Here is a 19,759-nt window from a genome sequence, read left to right as displayed (position 1 = left end):
CTTAGTGATCGTGATAGATTCTCAGCTATGTCTCGCAGTGCCCGCTTTCTGACAGCGGTCTGTCTGGTCGCCCACGGCGCGTGTTGTCGCGCATGTTGCTGCGCCTGACCTGCTGCGAGTAGCGCTCCTTAGGAGAATCCGCCGGGTCGTAGGCGTAAACGGCCCGTATTGGGATTTTTCTCCAGACAAGGACATCGCGTGCGTACTACCTCTCTCACCGCTCACCTGGCCAGCCACCGGAACGGCCGGCTCCGCTCCCACCCGCGCGTGGTAGCCCCGGCCCTGCAACTGGCCGACAGTGCCGGTGCCGAAGTCTTCGCCGCGGTACGCCAGCACGGCCCGGTCGCCCGTGAGGCCATCGCCGGCGCCACCTCGCTGAGCGTCGCCACCGTCAACCGCCAGGTCAGTGCCCTGCTGGAAGCCGGATTGCTGCTGGAGCGTGCCGACTTGGCCACGTCCGGGGCGATCGGGCGGCCGCGTCGGCCGGTGGTGGTCAACCACGAACCGTTCCTCACCCTGGGCCTGCACATCGGGGCCAAGACCACCAGCATCGTGGCCACCGACCTGCTCGGCCGCACCCTGGACGTCGTCGAGACCCCGACCCCGAACAATGGTGCGACGGCGGCGCTGGCGTCGCTGGCGGCCAGCGCCAGCCGGTATCTGACCCGCTGGCAGAAGCGCCGGCCGCTGTGGGTCGGGGTGGCGACCGGTGGCGCGGTGGACGGGGCCACAGGCCATGTCGATCACCCGCGGCTGGGCTGGACCGCGGCGCCGGTCGGGCCGGTGCTGGCCGAGGAGCTGGGCCTGCCGGTGTCGGTGGCCTCCCACGTGGACGCGATGGCCGGGGCGGAACTGCTGTTCGGGGTGCGGCGGCCGACGGCGAACAGCACCACCAGCCTTTACGTCTATGCCCGGGAAACGGTCGGCTACGCCCTGGTGATCGGCGGGCGGGTGCACAGCCCGGCCAGCGGTCCCGGCACGATCGCCGGCCTGCCGGTGTATTCGGAGCTGCTCGGGGGCTCCGGGCATCTGGAATCAACCGTCAGCGATGAGGCGGTGCTGGCCGCGGCTCGCCGGCTACGGCTCCTTCCGGAGGGCAGCGGGGCGGTGTCGGCGGCGGTGACCACTCTGGTGCGCGAGGCGCGCGGCGGCGACCAGCGGGCGGTGGCACTGCTGACCGAGCGGGCCCGTGCGCTGGGCGAAGCGGTGGCGCTGTTGCGTGACGTACTCAACCCCGATGACCTGGTGGTCGGCGGCCAGGGGTTCACCGAATACCCGGAGGGCATGGCCGAGGTGGAGCGGGCGTTCACGCAGCGTTCGGTGCTGTCGGGACGGAGCCTGCGGGTGACCGCGTTCGGCAACCGGGTCCAGGAAGCCGGTGCCGGCACGGTGTCACTGGGCGGGCTCTACGCCGATCCGGTCGGCGCGATGCGCCGCTCCCGCGGTCCGGTCGCCCGCGTGGTCCCGGACGTGTCCGCCTGATCGGACCTGTAAAGATGGCGGGGTGGGCTATGGCATCGGAGGGGGCGGAGGCATCCGATCCGACGTGCACCGGGTAGCGCTGCTGTCGGTACACACCTCGCCGCTGGCTCAACCCGGCACCGGCGATGCCGGCGGAATGAACGTCTACGTCCTGCAGAGCGCGCTGCATCTGGCGCGCCGCGGGGTGGCCGTGGAAGTGTTCACCCGCGCCACGTCGTCGGCCGATCCGCCGGTGGCCCACGTCGCGCCCGGCGTCCTGGTGCGCAACGTGGTGGCCGGGCCGTTCGAGGGTCTGGACAAGAACGACCTGCCCACTCAGCTGTGCGCGTTCGCCGCCGGGGTGCTGCGCGCCGAGGCAGCCCACGAGCCCGGTTACTACGACGTCGTGCATTCGCACTACTGGCTGTCGGGTCAGGTCGGCTGGTTGGCTGCGGATCGGTGGGCGGTGCCGCTGGTGCACACCGCACACACCCTGGCCGGGGTGAAGAACGCCGCCCTGGCCGCCGGGGACACCCCGGAGCCGCCGCTGCGCACGGTCGGTGAGCAGCAGGTCGTCGATGCCGCGGACCGGTTGATCGTCAACACCGACGACGAAGCGCAGCAACTCATCGCACTGCACGAGGCGGACCCGCGCCGGATCGACGTGGCGCACCCGGGCGTCGACCTGCAGGTGTTCCGGCCCGGCGACAAGCTGGTGGCCCGGGAGGCGTTGGGGTTGTCGCCGACCGAACCGATCGTGGCGTTCGTCGGCCGGATCCAGCCGCTCAAGGCGCCCGACGTCCTGCTGCGGGCGGCCGCGAAACTGCCCGGGGTTCGTGTGGTGGTGGCCGGCGGACCATCGGGCAGCAGCGGATTGGCGGCGCCGGGCGGTCTGGTTCGGCTGGCGGCCGAACTGGGTATCAGTGACCGGGTGACGTTCCTGCCGCCGCAGTCCCGCGAGGATCTGGCGACGCTGTTCCAGGCCGCCGACCTGGTGGCGGTGCCCAGTTACTCCGAATCGTTCGGTCTGGTCGCGTTGGAGGCACAGGCGTGCGGGACGCCGGTGGTCGCCGCGGCCGTCGGTGGATTGCCGGTGGCGGTGCGCGACGGGGTCACCGGGCGACTGGTCGACGGGCACGGGATCGAGGCGTGGGCGAGCGCCCTCGACGAGCTGCTGCGGCTGAGTTCCGGGCCCCGCGGTTGGGCGATGCGCCGGGCCGCGGTCAGCCACGCGACGCAGTTCTCCTGGGAGCGCACCGTGGACGCCCAGTTGGCCAGCTACACCCATGCGATCGAAGACTTCGGCTCGGCCCGGGGTGGGCGGATGCGGGTGCTCGGAGCGACGCGCCGGCCCCGCCGCTGGCCGACTCGGCGCGGGGCACGCGCGTGAACCGCGGCGACGTCCAGGAGCTCATCGAGAGCACGCTGCAGGCGGCCGAGCTGACCTACTCGCCGACGCCGGGCTCCCACGGCGGGCTGCCGGGGCTGATCGTGGAATTGCCCGGCGAGCGCAAACTCAAGACCAACACCATCCTCAGCATCGGCGAGCACTCGGTGCGCGTGGAGGCGTTCGTCTGTCGTCAGCCCGACGAGAACCACGCCGGGGTCTACCGCTACCTGCTCAAGCGCAACCGCCGGCTGTACGGGGTGGCCTACACCTTGGACAACGTCGGCGACATCTACCTGGTCGGCCGGATGGCGCTGACGTCGGTGACCGCCGAGGAGATCGACCGGGTGCTCGGGCAGGTGCTCGAAGCCGTCGACTTCGACTTCAATACGTTGCTGGAGTTGGGATTTGCCACCTCGATCCAGAAGGAATGGGAGTGGCGGGTGTCCACCGGGCAGTCGCTGAAGAACCTGCGGGCGTTCGAGCATTTGATCGACAGCGACGGTGACGCCGACAACGCAGGTTGAAGCACTGCGGGTATTGCGACGGGTTCTGGTCTCGTCAGCGACCGATCAGTGCAGGGTGACGCCTCGATCTGAGTTGGTTTCGATGCGGCGGGCGGCGAACGCCGCGGCATCGGCCGGCATGCCGTTCGTCGGGTAATCCATATGCCCGAGCGGGAGGCCGTCGGTGCCGTCGCAGACGGCGTCATTGTGAGCGCAATACTCGCGGGTATTGGCCGCGTAGAGCGGGCCGACCCTGACCTGCGGCGCGTCGTAGCGCCGGATGAACGTGGCCGACGGCTTCCCGAACAGGATCACCGCCGCGACGTGGTCGGCCACCACCTCAGGCATCGGTCGCGGTAGATCCGGCACCAGCTCGTCCGGCAACCCGGCCGGCACCGACTGCGCTGTCGCATAGCCGGTGACGGCCGCGCCCTGGGAGTAGCCGCCCAGCACGATCTGGGTATCCGGACAGTCCAGCGCCGTCCACTCGATGTGGCTGACCTCGTCGCGGATCCCGGCGATCACGCTTCGGTCGAAATCGAGACCGCTGGAAAAACCGCTGGCGGCGGCGTAGTTGACCGGATACACCACCATCGACCGATCGGTGAGCGCGGAGCGCAGGGCGTCGACGAATGCCTGCCCGACCTTGCCGACACCGGGCGGCTCGTCGCTACCGCGGGCGAAGATCACCTCGACGTCGGCGCACGGCTTGGCGGCCGCTTCCGGAGATGCCACGGTCAGCCCCACCGCCGCGATCGTCAGCAGTGCGGCGGCGAGGAGGTGGCGGACCGGCCGCAAGCAAGGAAGCTGCACCAGCACACCCCCGATCCCGGTCACCGGACCTTCCTTCGAAGGTAACCCGCATTGGTGCCCGTGAGACACTGACGCCCATGTCTGACACTGCCACCCTGGTGCTGCTGCGCCACGGCGAAAGCGAATGGAACGCCAGCAACCAGTTCACCGGTTGGATGGACGTCAACCTGACCGACAAGGGCCGTACCGAGGCAGTCCGTGCCGGTGAGTTGCTGGTTGAGCACAACCTGCTGCCGGACGTGCTCTACACCTCGCTACTGCGCCGGGCGATCACCACCGCGAACCTGGCGCTGGACGCCGCTGACCGGCACTGGATCCCGGTGCACCGCACCTGGCGGCTCAACGAGCGCCACTACGGCGCGTTGCAGGGCCTGGACAAGGCCGCCACCAAAGCGCGCTACGGCGACGACCAGTTCATGACGTGGCGGCGCAGCTACGACACTCCGCCGCCGCCGATCGAGGCCGGCAGCCGCTACAGCCAGGACACCGATGCCCGTTACGCCGACATCGGCGGCGGCCCGCTGACCGAATGCCTGGCCGACGTGGTGGCGCGCTTCCTGCCGTACTTCACCGATGTCGTCATCCCGGACCTGCGGTGCGGCAAGACGGTGATGATCGCGGCGCACGGCAACTCGTTGCGGGCGCTGGTGAAATACCTCGACGGAATGTCCGACGAGGACGTGGTCGGGCTGAACATCCCGACCGGCATCCCGTTGCGCTACGACTTGGATGCCGACCTGCGCCCGAAGGTTGCCGGCGGCGTCTATCTGGACCCGGAGGCGGCCGCCGCCGGGGCGGCAGCGGTGGCCAGCCAGGGCGCCAAGTAGCGGTTTTAGGCTCGCCCAGTGTGAATACAGGGTGGAGCCCGGGTGAAATCTTCGCGTTGAATTCACATTCGGCGCACGTCACGGTCGAACGCTGGTCAGCTCACGGTGCCGGACTGCGTACGATTTTGCCGTGGCTGCGACCTCGGCGCTGACGCTTGCTGCAGCGTCGGCGATTCCTGCCCTGGCGGCGGGCGTGGCGGCCGGCGTTTGGCTGTCGCCGCGGCTGGCTGAGCGGCGCCGCAAGGCGGCGACCGAACGGTCCGGGATCACCGTCGCGGAGATGCTGCAGCAGATCGTTTCGCACGCCTCGCTGGGGATCGCGGTCGTCGACTCCCACCGCGACGTCGTCTACCTCAACGAGCGCGCCACCGAGCTGGGACTGGTGCACGGCCGGTTGCTCGACGACGAGGCCTGGGTGGCCGCACAACGCGCGCTGGCCGGCGACGAGGAAGTCGTCTTCGACCTGACGGTGGCCAAGCGGGCGCCCGGGGCCACCCGGTCGGATCTGTCCGCGGTGCGCGGCTATGCCCGCATGCTGTCGGAGGAGGACCGCCGGTTCGCGGTGGTGATCGTCGACGATCAGTCCGAGCAGGCCCGCATGGAGGCCAGCCGGCGCGACTTCGTGGCCAACGTCAGCCATGAACTCAAGACCCCGGTGGGGGCGATGGGGCTGCTCGCCGAAGCACTGCTGGCGTCGGCCGACGACCCCGAAGCGGTGCGGCCGTTCGCCGAGCGAGTGCTGGTGGAGGCCAACCGGCTCGCCAGCATGATCGGTGAGTTGATCGAACTGTCCCGGTTGCAGGGCGCCGACCCACTGCCGGACCTGGGCGTCGTCGACGTCGACGCGGTGGTCAACGAGGCGATCTCCCGGCACAAGGTGGCCGCCGACAACGCCGAGATCACCATCACCACCGATGCCCCTAGCGGGCTGCGTGTGCTCGGCGACGAACCACTGCTGGTCACCGCGCTGGCCAACCTGGTGTCCAATGCGATCGCCTACTCACCGCACGGTTCACCGGTTTCGATCAGCCGGCGTCGCCGGGAAGGGGTCATCGAGATCGCCGTGACCGACCGTGGCATCGGCATTGCGCCCAAGGATCAGCAGCGCGTGTTCGAACGGTTCTTCCGCAGCGACAAGGCCCGCTCGCGGGCCACCGGGGGCACCGGGCTGGGGTTGGCGATCGTCAAGCACGTGGCGGCCAACCACAACGGCACCATCACGTTGTGGAGCCAGCCGGGCACCGGTTCGACGTTTACCTTGGCGATTCCCGCATACCAAGGCAGTGTGGACCCAGAGAAGGAGGAGCAGTGATGAGACCCACTGTCGATGACGCAGAGGGTAGCTACGGGGAGGGACGGCGTCGATGACACATGTCTTGATCGTTGAGGACGAGGAATCACTGGCCGACCCGTTGGCATTTTTGCTGCGTAAAGAGGGTTTCGAGGCCACCGTGGTGGGCGACGGAACCGCCGCCCTGGCTGAATTCGACCGGGCCGGCGCCGACATCGTGCTGCTGGATCTGATGTTGCCGGGGATGTCGGGCACCGACGTCTGCAAGCAGCTGCGCGCGCGTTCGAGTGTGCCGGTGATTATGGTCACTGCCCGCGACAGCGAGATCGACAAGGTCGTCGGCCTGGAATTGGGCGCCGACGACTACGTGACGAAGCCGTATTCGGCCCGCGAGCTGATCGCCCGGATCCGGGCGGTGCTGCGCCGCGGCGGTGACGACGAGGGCGGCGTGGGCGAGGGTGTGCTGGAGTCCGGCCCGGTGCGCATGGACGTCGAACGGCACGTCGTCATGGTGAACGGCGAGCAGATTACCTTGCCGCTCAAGGAGTTCGACCTGCTCGAATACCTGATGCGCAACACCGGCCGCGTGCTGACCCGCGGCCAGTTGATCGACCGGGTCTGGGGTGCGGATTACGTCGGCGACACCAAGACATTGGATGTCCACGTCAAACGACTTCGGTCCAAGATCGAGTCCGATCCTGCCAATCCGGTGCACCTGGTTACCGTGCGCGGACTCGGGTACAAGCTGGAGGGCTGAATCCGCGGCACTCCCCGGTAGCCCCTTGGTGGGGTCTCCTAACTTGCTCGGCGGGGTCGTCGTCGCCGAAAATTACGCGAATTGGACGTCCGACTTCTTAAGGTAACCTTAATCAAGGTTGCCTGTGGGAATCCTTGGGCCCAATCCACACTTCGTCAGTTACACGGGAGACGCGATCGATGAGCGGGCCGGACGACACGGCGCACACCTTGCGCACGCTGGTTGATCTGCTGACGCAGCGTGCGGCGCAGTACGGCGAGAACTTGGCTTTCACCTTCTCGCGTGACGGCGATGAGCACGAAATCAGCCAGGCGACCTACGGCGAGTTGGACCGGCGCGCCCGCCAGATCGCCGCTGACCTGCAGGGGCAGGGCGCGTCCGGGCAACGCGTGCTGGTGTTGTGTCCCCCGGGGCTGGACTTCATCGCCAGCTTCTTCGGCTGTCTGTACGCCGGAGCCATCGCGATCCCGGTGCATCCGCCGATGCGCGAACACCTGCTGCCGCGTGTCGAGTCGATCATCGCTGATGTCCAGCCCGGCTACGCGCTGACCACCAGCGAGATCGAACCCAAGATCAAGCCCGCGATCGACGGCCTACCCGGCGGGCAGGCACTGCGCTGGACCATCACCGACATCGACGCCACGAGCAGCGAGGCGGCCTGGGTGGCGCCGCAGATCGACGGCGACAGCATCGCAATGCTGCAGTACACCTCCGGGTCGACCAGCGCACCCAAGGGAGTCGTGCTAACCCACGGCAACCTGGTGCACAACATGGCGACCATCGCCGAGGCCTGGGGCGCGAATCCCAACATGCCGTACGTGACCGGCGTGTTCTGGCTGCCGCCGTACCACGACATGGGTCTGATCGGCGGGTTGTTGGGCACGATGTACGTCGGAGGGCATTCGATCCTGATGCCGCCGACGGCGTTCATCAAGCGCCCGATGCGGTGGCTGGAGGCCATCTCGCGGCACCGCGCGATGATCACCGCCGCACCGAACTTCGCCTTCGACCTGTGCGTCGAGCTGAGCACTCCGCAGGAGCGCGCTGCGCTGGACCTGTCCAACTGGTCGGTGGCGCTGTGTGGCGCCGAACCGGTGCGCACGGCCACCCTGGACGGGTTCGTCGAGTTGTTCGCACCGGCCGGCTTCCGGCCCCAGTCGTTCTACCCGGTCTACGGACTGGCCGAGGGCACCCTGCTGGTATCCGGCGGGTCCGACCTGCCAGTGCCGATGGTGCAGCACGTAGACCGGGTCGCACTGGGCGACAACCGGGTGATCGACGTTGCTGCCGACGATCCCAACGTGGCGACCATGGTCGGCTGCGGCAAGCCACGCGGTGGCCAGCGGGTGATCATCGTCGACCCCGAGACCCGGTTGGAGTGCGCCGGCGACCAGGTCGGCGAGATCTGGGTGTCCGGCGGCAGCGTCGCGCACGGCTACTGGGGCGCCCCGGAACTGTCCGCGGAGACGTTCGCCGCGACGTTGGCCGACACCGGTGAGGGCCCGTTCCTGCGCACCGGCGACCTGGGATTCCTGCATTCCGGGGAATTGTTCGTCACCGGTCGTCGCAAAGACCTGATCATCATCCGGGGCACCAACCACTACCCCAACGACATCGAGCTGACCGTTCAGAACACCGATCCGGCGCTGCTGCGCGGCCGCGGTGCGGTGTTCTCGATCGCCCCGGAACCGGGTGCGGCCGAGCAACTGGTCGTGGTTCAGGAAGTCGACCCGAGCCGGCTGGGTGCCGAACAGGCCGACGAGGCCATGCAGGTGATCCGCACCGCGGTCACCGAGAACCATTCGGTTCGCACGCACGCCGTCGTGCTGGTCCAGCCGTTGCAGCTGCCCACCACCTCCAGCGGCAAGATCCAGCGCAGTGCGTGCAAGCAGCAATACCTCGACGGCGAGTTGCCGGTGGTGGCGCAGTGGCCGTCAGCGGCCGCCACTGCGCAGCCGCAAGCCCAGGCCGCGCCGGCCCCGGTGGCGGAGCGGACCGAGTCGGGCGCCCACAGCGCGTCCGAGATCAGCGCCTGGCTCATCGAGCGACTGTCGCAAGACCTTGAGCTGCCGCTGGCCGAGATCGATCCGGCCAAGCCGTTTGCGTTCTACGGACTGGACTCCATCCACGCGGTCCGGCTCTCCAGCGCCCTCGAGACGTGGCTGGGCTTCGAGCTGGCCCCCACGATCGCCTACGAATACCCCTCGATCGACATCCTGTCGGCGCATCTGGCCCGGGTCGCTGCAAAGACGCCAGCGGCTCCGAGCGCCGGGGCTGCTGCCGAGCGCACCGAGCGGCCCGCCGCCGACGAGCCGATCGCGATCGTCGGTATCGGCTGCCGCTTCCCGGGCGCTGATGGGCCCGAGGGTTTCTGGCGGCTGCTCTCGGGCGGTGCGGACGCCACCAGTGACGTCCCGGCCGACCGGTGGGACGTCGACGCCTTCTACAACCCCGACCCGTCGGTTCCGGGTACCGCGGTCACCCGCCGCGGCGGCTTCCTGGGCCAGGTCGACCAGTTCGATTTCCAGTTCTTCGGGATCTCGCCGCGGGAGTCGGCGCAGATGGACCCGCAGCAGCGATTGCTGCTCGAGGTGGCGTGGGAGGCACTGGAAGACGCCGGCCAGGTGCCAGACGAGCTGGCCGGCAGTCGCACCGGCGTCTTCGTCGGCATCTCCACCAATGACTACGGCTTCCTGCGGCTGGGCCAGCCGCAGCTCGTCGACGCCTACACGGGCACCGGCAACGCGCTGAGCATCGCCGCCAACCGGCTGTCGTACACGTTCGACTTTCACGGGCCGAGCATGTCGATCGACACCGCCTGCTCGTCGTCGCTGGTCGCCGTCGACTTGGCGTGCCGCAGCCTGCGTGACGGCGAATGCAACATGGCGCTGGCGGCCGGGGTGAACGTGATCCTGTCGCCGGCACTGGCGATCAACTTTTCCAAGGCTCGGGTGATGGCGCCCGACGGCCGTTGCAAGACGTTCGACGCCGACGCCGACGGCTATGTCCGCGGCGAGGGCGCCGGCGTGGTCGTGCTCAAGCCGCTCAGCAAGGCGCTGGAGGACAACGACCCGGTCTACGCGGTGATCCGCGGCAGTGCCACCAACTCCGACGGCCGGACCAACGGCCTGATCGCTCCCAGCGGGCGGGCGCAGGAGGGCGTGGTCGCCGAGTCGTTCCGCCGGGCGGGCCTGCCGGTTGGCGCGGTCCAGTACGTCGAGGCGCACGGCACCGGGACATCGATCGGCGATGCCATCGAGGCCAACGCCTTGGGCGCCGCACTGGCCGAAGGCCGACCGGAGGGCAGTCGCTGCCTGGTCGGCTCGGTCAAGACCAACATCGGCCACCTGGAGGCGGCGGCCGGTATCGCCGGCCTGATCAAGGTGGCGCTGTCGTTGCAGCACCGGGAGATCCCGGCCAGCCTGAACTACACCGAGCCCAACCCGCACATCGGATTCGACCGCCTGCCGCTGGAGGTGGTCCAGAAGCTGACCCCGTGGCCGTCAGGCAGCCGGGCGATCGCCGGGGTCAGCTCGTTCGGCTTCGGCGGCACCAACGCCCACGTCGTGCTCACCGAGGCCCCGCAGGCCCGCAGCAGCTACTACGACGACACCGCGGCACCGCGCGCCGAACTGCTGGCGCTGTCCGCACGATCGCCGGAGGCGCTGACCGCGTTGGTCGGCGAGTACGAGATGGCTTTGTTCTCGGGCGGTTTGATGGGCGGCGCCGCGCTGACCGACTTGTGCTACACCGCCGGTGCCCGCCGCGGCCACCACGACTACCGGCTCTCGGTGGTCGGTGACACCCCGGCGGCGATGTTCGAGTCGCTCTCGGCGTACCGGCAGGGCGAGTCACGGCCCGGATTGTCGGTGGGCCACTGTGTGCCGAGCCGGCCCGGCCCGGGTGTCACGTTCGTGTTCTCCGGCCAGGGCTCGCAGTGGCACGGAATGGCGCGACAACTGCAGGCCGACGAGCCGGTGTTCGCCGACGCCCTGGCCGCCTGCGACAACGCGCTGTTCCCGCATTTGGGGCACTCGATCCTCAAGGAACTGGCCGCGCAGGACGGTCCTGAGGAGCGTTCCAAGCTCAAAGACATCGGCATCCTGCAGCCGACGATCTTCGCCATTCAGGTGGCGCTGGCGGCGCTGTGGCGGTCTTGGGGTGTCGAGCCCGCCGCTGTCGTCGGGCACAGCCTCGGCGAGGCCGCGGCCGCCCACGTCGCGGGCGCGCTGAGTCTCGATGACGCCGCCCGGGTGATCTGCGCCCGCGCCCGGATGCTGCGTGGCGTACGTGGCCGCGGGGCGATGATGGTCACCGAGACCACGATGGCCGAAGCGCAGGAGCTCATCGCCGGCCACGAGCAGCAGGTGGCCGTCGCCGCGAGCAACAGCTACCGCTCGACGGTGCTCGCCGGCGAGCGCAAGGTGCTCGAAGCGCTGATGACCAAACTGCAGCAGCGGGACCGGTTCTGCCGCTGGATCGACGTCGACGTCGCCTCGCACAGCCCGCAGATGGAGGCCCTCGGCGCCGGCCTGCGCGGCAGCCTGGTGAAGCTGAAGCCGACCGTGCCGACGGTGCCGATGTATTCGACGGTCACCGGGGAACTGGTGGGCTCCAAGCTGCTGGACGCCGACTATTGGGTGGCGAACCTGTGCTCGCCGGTGCGGTTCTCGCCGGCGCTGCGGCGGCTGCTCGAGACCGGACACAACACCTTCGTCGAACTCAGCCCGCATCCCATCTTGCTGACCGGAGCCCGCGAGGACGCCGAGCATGTGCACCGCAGCGCCACCCTGCTGCCCTCGATGCGCCGCGATGACGGCGGCCGCTCCACCATGCTGGGCTCGCTGGGCACCCTCTACACCCTGGGGCACCGGGTGGCCTGGGAGCAGATCTACCCCCAAGGCAGCCGCTGCGTTCCGGCTCCGACCTATCCCTGGCAGCGGGTGCACTCCTGGCTCAACGCCGGATCGATCGCGGCGCCGCGGCGAGGCGGCGCCGGCGGCCACGGCGGTGGCTGGCGCGGACCGATCCGGTCGGCCGCGCAGCCTGCAACGGTGCTGGCCGAGATCGACGTGACCACTGCGGCGCTGTCGGCCGAGCAGTTGGCCGAGCTGGCTCTGGCCGCGGCCGAGGTCGCGTTCGGCCCCGGCACGCGGTCGGTCGCCGAGCTGAGCCTGCGTGACGGTCTGGACCAGGCACGCACCGTGCAGTTCGCCCTGACCGGCGACGCTTTCGACTGCTATGGCAGCGCCGGTGCCGACTGGTCGCTGCTGGCCACCGGAACCCTGTCTGCCGAGCAGTCGCACGCGCCGACCGTCATCACCGCGGCCGTGGACCCCCGGGACCGGAGCTACCGGATGCGCTGGCAGCCGGCCTCTTTGGCGACCGACAGCGAGGGCCGGCCCGCCGAGCCCGGCAGCTGGCTGATCCTGTCCGATGGCGCGGTCGCCGACACCTTGCGGGACCACCTCGAGGCGCAGTCGCAGTCCTGCGTGTTGGTGGAACCGGTCGTCGGGCTTGCCGAGATCGAGCGGGTGAGCGCCGACAGCTACCGGGTCGATCCAGCCCGTCCGGAACACTTCGCCGAGCTGCTGCGCGCAGCGTTCGGCGGCGACCGGCCGCACTGCCGCGGAGTGGTGCACCTGTGGAACCTGCTGGCCGCCGCGCCGGCTGACACCACCGAAGAGTCGCTGGCGACGGCCACCGACGTCGGATCGCTGAGCGTGGTCCACCTGATCCAGGCGCTGACCCTGGCCGGTTGGCCGGAATCGCCGAGGCTGTGGCTGGTGACGCGCGGGGCGCAGCCGGCCGGGGACGAAGCCGGCCTTGGGGCCCTGTCGGTCGGCCAGGCTCCGGTCTGGGGGCTCGGCCGTTCCCTCGATCACGAATACCCCGAGCTGCACGCCACCGGCGTCGACCTGGCGGCCGACGGCGGACCCGAAGAACTGCGCGGCCTGTTCAGCGAGATCTGGTCGGACAACCCCGAGACGGACGTGGCCCTGCGCGGCCATCGCCGCTATGTCGCCCGGCTGGAGCCCTACACGGCTCCGTCGGAGGCGGCGGGTGAGCTGCGCGGCAGTGACATCCACGACCAAGCCACTTACCTGGTCACCGGCGGCCTCGGGGCGGTCGGCGGCAAGGTGGCCGGCTGGCTGGTCGAGCGCGGTGCCCGCCACCTGGTCCTGATGGGTCGCAGCGCGCCCTCGGCCGCGGCGCAGGCGACGCTGGATCAGCTGCGAGCCGCCGGCGCGCAGGTGACCGTCGCACAAGGCGATGTCACCAAGTCCGCCGACGTTGCCGCGGCACTGGCCACCATCGCTGCGTCCATGCCGCCGCTGCGCGGCGTGGTGCACGCGGCCGGCACCGTTGACGACGCGATTCTGGCGCGCCTGGACGCGGCGAAGCTGCGTGCGGTGATGGCGCCCAAGGTGCAAGGTGCCTGGAACCTGCACACCCTGACCGCCGACGCGGAGCTGGACTTCTTCGTGCTGTTCTCCTCGGCGGCGTCGGTGCTGGGTTCGCCCGGCGCGGCCAACTACGGCGCCGCGAACGCTTTCCTGGACGCGCTGGCCTGGCATCGCCGGGCGGCGGGCCGGCCGGCGTTGAGCGTCAACTTCGGGCCCTGGGCCGGGTTGGGTATGTTCACCAACTCCGAGCTGCACCGGCACTTCTCGCACTACGGCGTTGAAGGGCTGCCGGCCGAGGACTACTTCGCGGCGCTGGCGGTGCTGATGGCCGATGGCGCGACCGAAGCGATGGTGCTCGACATCGACTGGGCGCGCTGGCGCCCGAGCGCACAGTCCCCGCTGTTGCGCGACCTGCAGGTCACGGCCACTGACGGCCAGGGCGGCGGGGCGTCGGGCAGCGGGCTGTTCGAGGCGGTGCAGGCTGCCGACGCCCAGGAGCGCCAGCGGCTGCTGGAGACCTATCTGCGTGACTTGGTTGCCGGCAAGCTGGGCCTGGCTCCGGCCAGCCTGGACGTGCACGCACCGCTGAGCAGCCTCGGTGTGGATTCGCTGATCACCCTGGAACTTCGCATCCAGGTCGAGCGCGAACTCGGTATCGTGGTTCCCGTTGCCCGGCTGCTGGACGGGCCGAGCGTGGTCAGTCTTTGCAGCTGGCTTGGTGAGCAGCTGGCCGCCGGGACGGACCGGGTTGTGGCTGACGACGGGGCGGCGGTGCCGGATGTCGCCAACGCGGCCCCCTCGCAGGAGATGGAGCTGTTGGCACAGGTCACCGAGCTGTCCGACGAAGCGGTGGATGCGCTGCTGGCGAAGATGATGGCCGAAGATGGGGGCAGCGCGTGACGGATCGTCCGGACGTGCCCACTGACATCTCCAGCCTGTCGCCGGAGAAAAAGCGTGAGCTTCTTGCCCAGCTACTGAGGGCCAAGGCGCAGGACGCGGCATCCGAACACGAGCTGTCCTACGGGCAGCGCTCGATGTGGTTCATGCACCGGCTCGCGCCCGACAGTGCGGCCTACACCGTCGCCTACGCCGGACGCATCGACGGGGGCCTGGATGTGCCGGCCCTGGAGCGGGCCGCGCAGGCGTTGGTGAACCGGCACCCGATGCTGCGAACCACCTACACCGAACGGGACGGCCAGCCCGTCGCGCTGGTCCACGCGCACTGGCCGCTGCGTATCGCCACGCAGCGCATCAGTGCGGACGCAGCGGAGCTCGATCAGTGGGTCCAGGCCGAGATCGACCGGCCCTTCGACCTGCGCACCGGCCCGGTGCTGCGGCTGACCCTGCTGGCGCGGCCCGACGACCACGTGCTGCTGCTGACGGTGCACCACATCGCCGTCGACTTCTGGTCCATCGACATCATCCTCGACGAGCTGCGTGCGCTCTACGCCGCCGAACACGGCGTTACCCCACCAGAAGAGACCGCCGACCGCTACGTCGACTACGCCGCGCAGCAGTCCCGGATGCTGGCCGGGCCCGAGGGTGAGCGGCTTTGGGAGTATTGGCAGCAGACGCTGGGCGGCGAACTGCCGACCCTGGCCCTGCCCACCGATCGGCCGCGGCCGGCGATCCAGACCTACGACGGTGCGCTGCACCGGTTCAGCGTCGACGCCCAGGTCACGGCCGGGATCAAGCAGGTGGCGCGGACCGTCGGGGCGACGCCCTACATGACCCTGCTGGCGGCCTATGCGGTGCTGCTGCAGCGCTACAGCGGGCAGGACGATCTGGTCATCGGTTCGCCGTTCGCCTGCCGCGATCGGGCCGGGCTGATGGGCATGGTCGGCTACGTCACCAACCCGCTGCCGCTGCGCGTCGATGTGGGTGACGATCCGAGCTTTGCCGCGCTGCTCGGTCAGGTCAAAGACACCGTGCTGGGCGCGATCGGCCACCAGGAATACCCGCTGCCCCTGCTCGTCGAGCGGCTGCGGCCGGTGCGTGACGCCGGGCGCACCCCGCTGTTCCAGGTGTCGTTCGCCTGGCAGCAGGTTCGTTTGTTCGACGAAAACACAGTCAATGCGGCCGAATCCGACGGCATCCTGCACCTGGAAACCCTCTACATCGGCCAGGGCGGCTCACCGTTCGACATCACCATGCAGGTCGGCGAGCAGGATGACGAGCTTCAGCTCGCCCTGCAGTACAACACCGACCTGTTCGATGCCACGACCATCGAGGCTCTTGCGCAGCACTTCACGTTGTTGCTGACCGGGCTGGCCCAGCCCGGGGCGGCCGAGGTTCCGGTCTCGCAACTGACCCTGCTCACCGACGCCGAGCGCGCCACGCTGGCGGCCTGGAACGACACCGCGGTCGACTACGCGGTTTCTTCGGCGGCCCCTGGGACCTTGCACGAGATGGTCGCCGCCAGCGCCGCGCGCACACCCGACGCCGTCGCGGTCAGCTACGACGGTCGCGACATCAGCTACGGCGAACTGGACCGGCGGGCCAACGGCCTGGCACACCGGTTGCGCCAGTTCGGTGTCGGTGCCGGCCCGGGACCCGCCGTGGTTCCGGTGCTGCTCGAGCGCTCCGAGGATCTGGTGATCGCGCTGCTCGGCGTCCTCAAGGCCGGCGGCGTGTTCCTGCCGCTGGATCCCGCGCAGCCCACCGGCCGGATGGAGGCGATGCTCGCCGACGTCCCCGAGGCCCCGGTCTGTGTCACCCATCGTGCGCATTTAAGCTGCGTTCCAACAGGTTTCACCGGTGCCCGACTGTGCCTGGACCAGCCCTCCACGGCTCCCGCCGAGGAAGCCACAGCCCCCGAGGCGGGCGCTACGTCAGCGGACCTGGCCTACCTGATGTACACCTCGGGTTCCACCGGGGCGCCGAAGGGCGCGCTGAACAGTCACGCCGGCATTCGCAACCGGCTGTTGTGGATGCAGGACGCCTACCAGCTGACCGCCGAAGACCGGGTGCTGCATAAGACCCCGATCAACTTCGACCCGTTCGTCTGGGAGATCTTCTGGCCGTTGACGGTCGGTGCCCGGGTGGTGATCGCCAAGCCCGAGGGGCACAAAGACGCCGCGTACCTGGCGCGCACCATTGTCGAACAGCGCGTCACCACAATGCATTTCGTTCCTTCGATGCTGCGCCGCTTCCTGGCAGAACCTCAGTCGGGCTCCTGTACCGGCCTGCGCAAGGTGTTCTGCAGTGGCGAAGCGCTCACCGCAGACCTGCGCGACAGCTTCTTCGCCGCGCTGCCTGCCGAGCTGTACAACCTGTACGGCCCGACCGAAGCCGCCATCGACGTCACCCATTTCCATTGTGAGCGTGGGACAACCGATCCGATCATCCCGATCGGACGGCCGATCGCCAACATCGCGATCCACTTGCTGGACGCGGCGGGCAACCCGGTTCCGGTCGGGGTGCCCGGGGAGCTGCACATCGGCGGCGTGGGTGTGGGCCGCGGCTACCTGAACCGGCCCGAGGCCACCGCGGCGGCGTTCCTCGACGACCCGTTCAGTTCCGTTCCAGGTGCCCTGCTGTACCGCACCGGCGACCTGGCCCGTTACCGACCCGACGGCAACATCGAATACCTGGGCCGCCGCGACGACCAGGTGAAGATCAACGGCTTCCGCATTGAGCTCGGTGAGGTGGAGGCCGCGCTGGCCCAGCACCCCGGTATCGCCGAGAACGCCGTCGTGGCACGCAAAGACGCGTCCGGCAACACCCAGTTGATCGCACATGTAGTGCCAGTTGCGGCAATGCCCGGCACGGCCGAGCTGCGTCGCTTCCTGCTGGACCTGGTGCCGGCGGCGATGATTCCCGCGGTGTTCCACGCAGGCGACCTGCTGCCGTTGTCGGCCAGCGGCAAGGTGGATCGGCGGGCGCTGCTCGCCCTGGACAAAGATCTGGACGCCGCGCCGGTGGAGTTCGTCGCGCCCCGCGACGAGACCGAACGGGCGCTCGCCGAGATCTGGCGTGAGGTGCTCGACGTGGACCGGGTCGGCGTCACTGACGACTTCTTCGCCCTCGGTGGTGCCTCCACCCAGGCGCTGGAAGTAGCGGTGCGCGTGGGGGAGCTCGGCCTGGAACTGCGGCCGGAGTCGTTGTTCGTCTACGGCACCGTCGCGGAATTGGCCGCCGAGTTCGGCCCGATCGGCGGGGCGGCCAAGACCGAGCCGGCAGCAGACAAGGCTGCGGCGCAGCCCGAACCGGCGGTGGTCGCGCCTCAAGCAGCTCCAGTGCCCAAGGCTGCCCCGGCCCCGGTGATCAAACCCGTGCAGAACGGTCCGGCGCGCAACATCGTGATCGAGAGCCTTGGCGTGTACCTGCCGCCGCGGGCGGTGTCGACCGAGCAGGTGCTGGCCGACTGCGTCAACGAGGTGAAGATCCCGCTGGAGCGGCTCACCGGCATCAAGAACCGACGGATGGCCGGCCAAGACGAGTTCTCGATCGACTTGGGCCGCAAGGCGATCACCGACTGCCTGTCGCGGTCGAGCTACGCCCCCGAAGAGATCGACCTGGTGATCGCGTGCAACATCTCGCGCTGCGACGGCCCGGAACACATGTTCACCTTCGAGCCGAGCACCGCCTCGCAGTTCCGTGATCAGCTGGGGCTGACGGGCGCCGTCTGCTTCGACATCAACAACGCCTGCGCGGGCATGTTCACCGGCGTCAGCGTGGCCCAGGACTTCCTCAAGACCGGCCTGGTGCGCAACGCGCTGGTGGTCAGTGGCGAATACATCAGCCACATCACCGAAACCGCGCAGCAGGAGATCGAAAGTGCGATGGACCCGCGGCTGGCCTGCCTGACCGTCGGTGACGCCGGCGCGGCGGTAGTGCTCGAGCTCGGACCCAACGACCGGGTCGGCTTCCACGACCTGGATCTGGCCACGTTCAGCGAATTCGCCAAGCTGTGCATCGCCAAGGCCACCGAAGGCCCGCACGGCGGCGCCATCATGGTCACCGACTCGGTCACCCAGACCGCGATCGCGGTGAAGCACTCGGTTCCCTATGTGGCAGCGGTCATGCAGCGGCACGGATGGCGGCCCGAGACGGCCGATCAGCTGCTGATGCACCAGACCTCCGAGGCGTCGATCAACGACGCCATCTTGACCATCAACCGGGTCTTCGGTGCCGGTGCCGCAAGCCGGGCCAACACCATCTGCAACCTCGCCGAGCGCGGGAACACCGCCACCACAACGCATTTCGTCGCGCTGTATGACTACATCAACGCTGGCCGGATCAATTCCGGCGACAACGTGGTGTTGTCCATCACCGGCTCCGGGCAGACCATCGGGACCGGTCTCTACACGTTCGACGATCTGCCTGATCGGATGCGCCGGGCCGCGGGCGGCCAGGCCGGCCACGGCACGCGCGGCGGCCGCTCCGGCGGGGCCCGCCGGGAACTGCCGGCGACGCCGCGGGTGCGCATCGAGGGCATCGGCATTGCCTCCGAGGGGCAGGCACCGCCCAGCTCCATCCAGTTCGCCGTCGACGCCGCCACCGCCTGCCTGGCCGACAGTGGAGTCGAGCGGACCGACGTCGGGCTGGTGATTCACGCCGGCATCTACCGCGACGATTTCCTGAGCGAGCCGGCGGTCGCCACCCTGGTGGCCGGCGAGGTCGGGATCAACGCCGAGCCGGAGTCCGCGGACGCCCCCAAGACCTTCGCGTTCGACGTTCTCAACGGGGCGGTCGGTTTCCTCAACGGCTGCCATGTCGCGGCCGGCATGATCGGTGCCGGACGGACCGGACATGCCATGGTGCTGGCCTCCGAAGTGGAGAACAACACCCCGGAGAGCGGCTACCCGCGCAACGGCATCTCCGAGACCGGATCGGCGATCATGCTGAGCCCCAGCCATGGGCCAGAAGGCTTCGGCCGGTTCGTCTTCGGTCACCACCCGGAGTACCGGGGCGCGCTGGCCACCTACACCCAGGAGCGCGACGGCCGGATGTGGCTGCGGATCGACCGCGACCCGAACCTGGCCGCGATCTACGTGAGCTGCTTGCCGTCATCGGTCAAGGAATTGCTGACGCTGGAGGGTCTGGCGCCCGAGGACATCGCGCTGGTGTTCCCGCCGTACCTGCCCGGTGCGGCCCTCGATGAGCTGGCCGCGCACATCGGTGTGGACCGCTCGCGGTTCGTCGACCTCGAGGCACAGGGCCAGACCAGTGACCCGTTCACCTCGACGCTGCCCTACCAGATCGCCGACGCCCGCCGGCGCGGCCTGGTCAAACCGGGCGACGTCGCGCTGATCATGGCGGTCGGCTCGGGTGTCGAGGTCGGTTGCACGACCTACCGGTTCTGATC

General features: G+C 69.3%; 9 protein-coding genes. 8 read left to right on the top strand and 1 reads right to left on the bottom strand.

Going from position 1 to position 19,759, the window contains the following annotated elements; translation table 11 throughout:
* Nucleotides 1–198 precede the first annotated feature (198 nt).
* From ACJH5R_RS03605 to ACJH5R_RS03595, 3 genes are read left to right on the top strand one after another with little or no spacing between them, the layout of a single operon-like run.
* Nucleotides 199–1,482: an ROK family protein gene (locus ACJH5R_RS03605; protein WP_406756453.1), complete on the top strand. Its 1,284-nt coding sequence runs from the start codon at nucleotides 199–201 to the stop codon at nucleotides 1,480–1,482.
* Nucleotides 1,483–1,504: 22 nt separating this feature from the next.
* The gene (mshA, locus tag ACJH5R_RS03600) at nucleotides 1,505–2,851 is read left to right on the top strand and encodes a D-inositol-3-phosphate glycosyltransferase (RefSeq protein ID WP_406756452.1); all 1,347 of its coding nucleotides are present in this window, start codon (nucleotides 1,505–1,507) and stop codon (nucleotides 2,849–2,851) included.
* Entirely contained in the window at nucleotides 2,848–3,375 is a 528-nt protein-coding gene (locus ACJH5R_RS03595; RefSeq protein ID WP_406756451.1) for a YbjN domain-containing protein, read from the top strand. The genes mshA and ACJH5R_RS03595 overlap by 4 nt, the downstream gene beginning before the upstream one ends.
* Before the next feature lie 45 nt (nucleotides 3,376–3,420).
* On the opposite strand, the gene ACJH5R_RS03590 is transcribed toward ACJH5R_RS03595, so the two are convergent.
* Nucleotides 3,421–4,191 carry a cutinase family protein gene (locus ACJH5R_RS03590; protein ID WP_406756450.1) on the bottom strand — a complete coding sequence of 257 codons (771 nt, stop codon included), beginning with the start codon at nucleotides 4,189–4,191 and terminating at the stop codon, nucleotides 3,421–3,423.
* Between the two features lie 53 nt (nucleotides 4,192–4,244).
* On the opposite strand from ACJH5R_RS03590, the gene ACJH5R_RS03585 reads away from it, so the two are divergent.
* The 5 genes from ACJH5R_RS03585 (at nucleotide 4,245) to ACJH5R_RS03565 (ending at nucleotide 19,757) form a co-directional block, all read left to right on the top strand.
* Nucleotides 4,245–4,994: a phosphoglyceromutase gene (locus ACJH5R_RS03585; protein ID WP_406756449.1), complete on the top strand. Its 750-nt coding sequence runs from the start codon at nucleotides 4,245–4,247 to the stop codon at nucleotides 4,992–4,994.
* 130 nt (nucleotides 4,995–5,124) lie between these two features.
* The gene (locus ACJH5R_RS03580) at nucleotides 5,125–6,306 is read left to right on the top strand and encodes a sensor histidine kinase (protein WP_406756448.1); all 1,182 of its coding nucleotides are present in this window, start codon (nucleotides 5,125–5,127) and stop codon (nucleotides 6,304–6,306) included.
* Nucleotides 6,307–6,358: 52 nt separating this feature from the next.
* Complete coding sequence (locus ACJH5R_RS03575; protein ID WP_406756447.1) at nucleotides 6,359–7,042, top strand: winged helix-turn-helix domain-containing protein; 684 nt, start codon at nucleotides 6,359–6,361, stop codon at nucleotides 7,040–7,042.
* A gap of 179 nt (nucleotides 7,043–7,221) precedes the next feature.
* Entirely contained in the window at nucleotides 7,222–14,349 is a 7,128-nt protein-coding gene (locus ACJH5R_RS03570) for an SDR family NAD(P)-dependent oxidoreductase (RefSeq protein WP_406781329.1), read from the top strand.
* Nucleotides 14,346–19,757 carry an amino acid adenylation domain-containing protein gene (locus tag ACJH5R_RS03565; RefSeq protein ID WP_406781328.1) on the top strand — a complete coding sequence of 1,804 codons (5,412 nt, stop codon included), beginning with the start codon at nucleotides 14,346–14,348 and terminating at the stop codon, nucleotides 19,755–19,757. The genes ACJH5R_RS03570 and ACJH5R_RS03565 overlap by 4 nt, the downstream gene beginning before the upstream one ends.
* Nucleotides 19,758–19,759 lie beyond the last annotated feature (2 nt).

The sequence above is a fragment of the Mycobacterium sp. SMC-19 genome, assembly GCF_045310815.1.
Classification (GTDB): domain Bacteria; phylum Actinomycetota; class Actinomycetes; order Mycobacteriales; family Mycobacteriaceae; genus Mycobacterium.
This window is presented reverse-complemented; position numbering and strand designations above follow the sequence as displayed.

What these genes read in the sequence shown, in the direction of transcription:
- ACJH5R_RS03585 (WP_406756449.1), top strand. Translation starts at nt 4,245, where the DNA reads ATGTCTGACACTGCCACCCTGGTGCTGCTGCGCCACGGCGAAAGCGAA.
- ACJH5R_RS03575 (WP_406756447.1), top strand. Translation starts at nt 6,359, where the DNA reads ATGACACATGTCTTGATCGTTGAGGACGAGGAATCACTGGCCGACCCG.
- ACJH5R_RS03570 (WP_406781329.1), top strand. Translation starts at nt 7,222, where the DNA reads ATGAGCGGGCCGGACGACACGGCGCACACCTTGCGCACGCTGGTTGAT.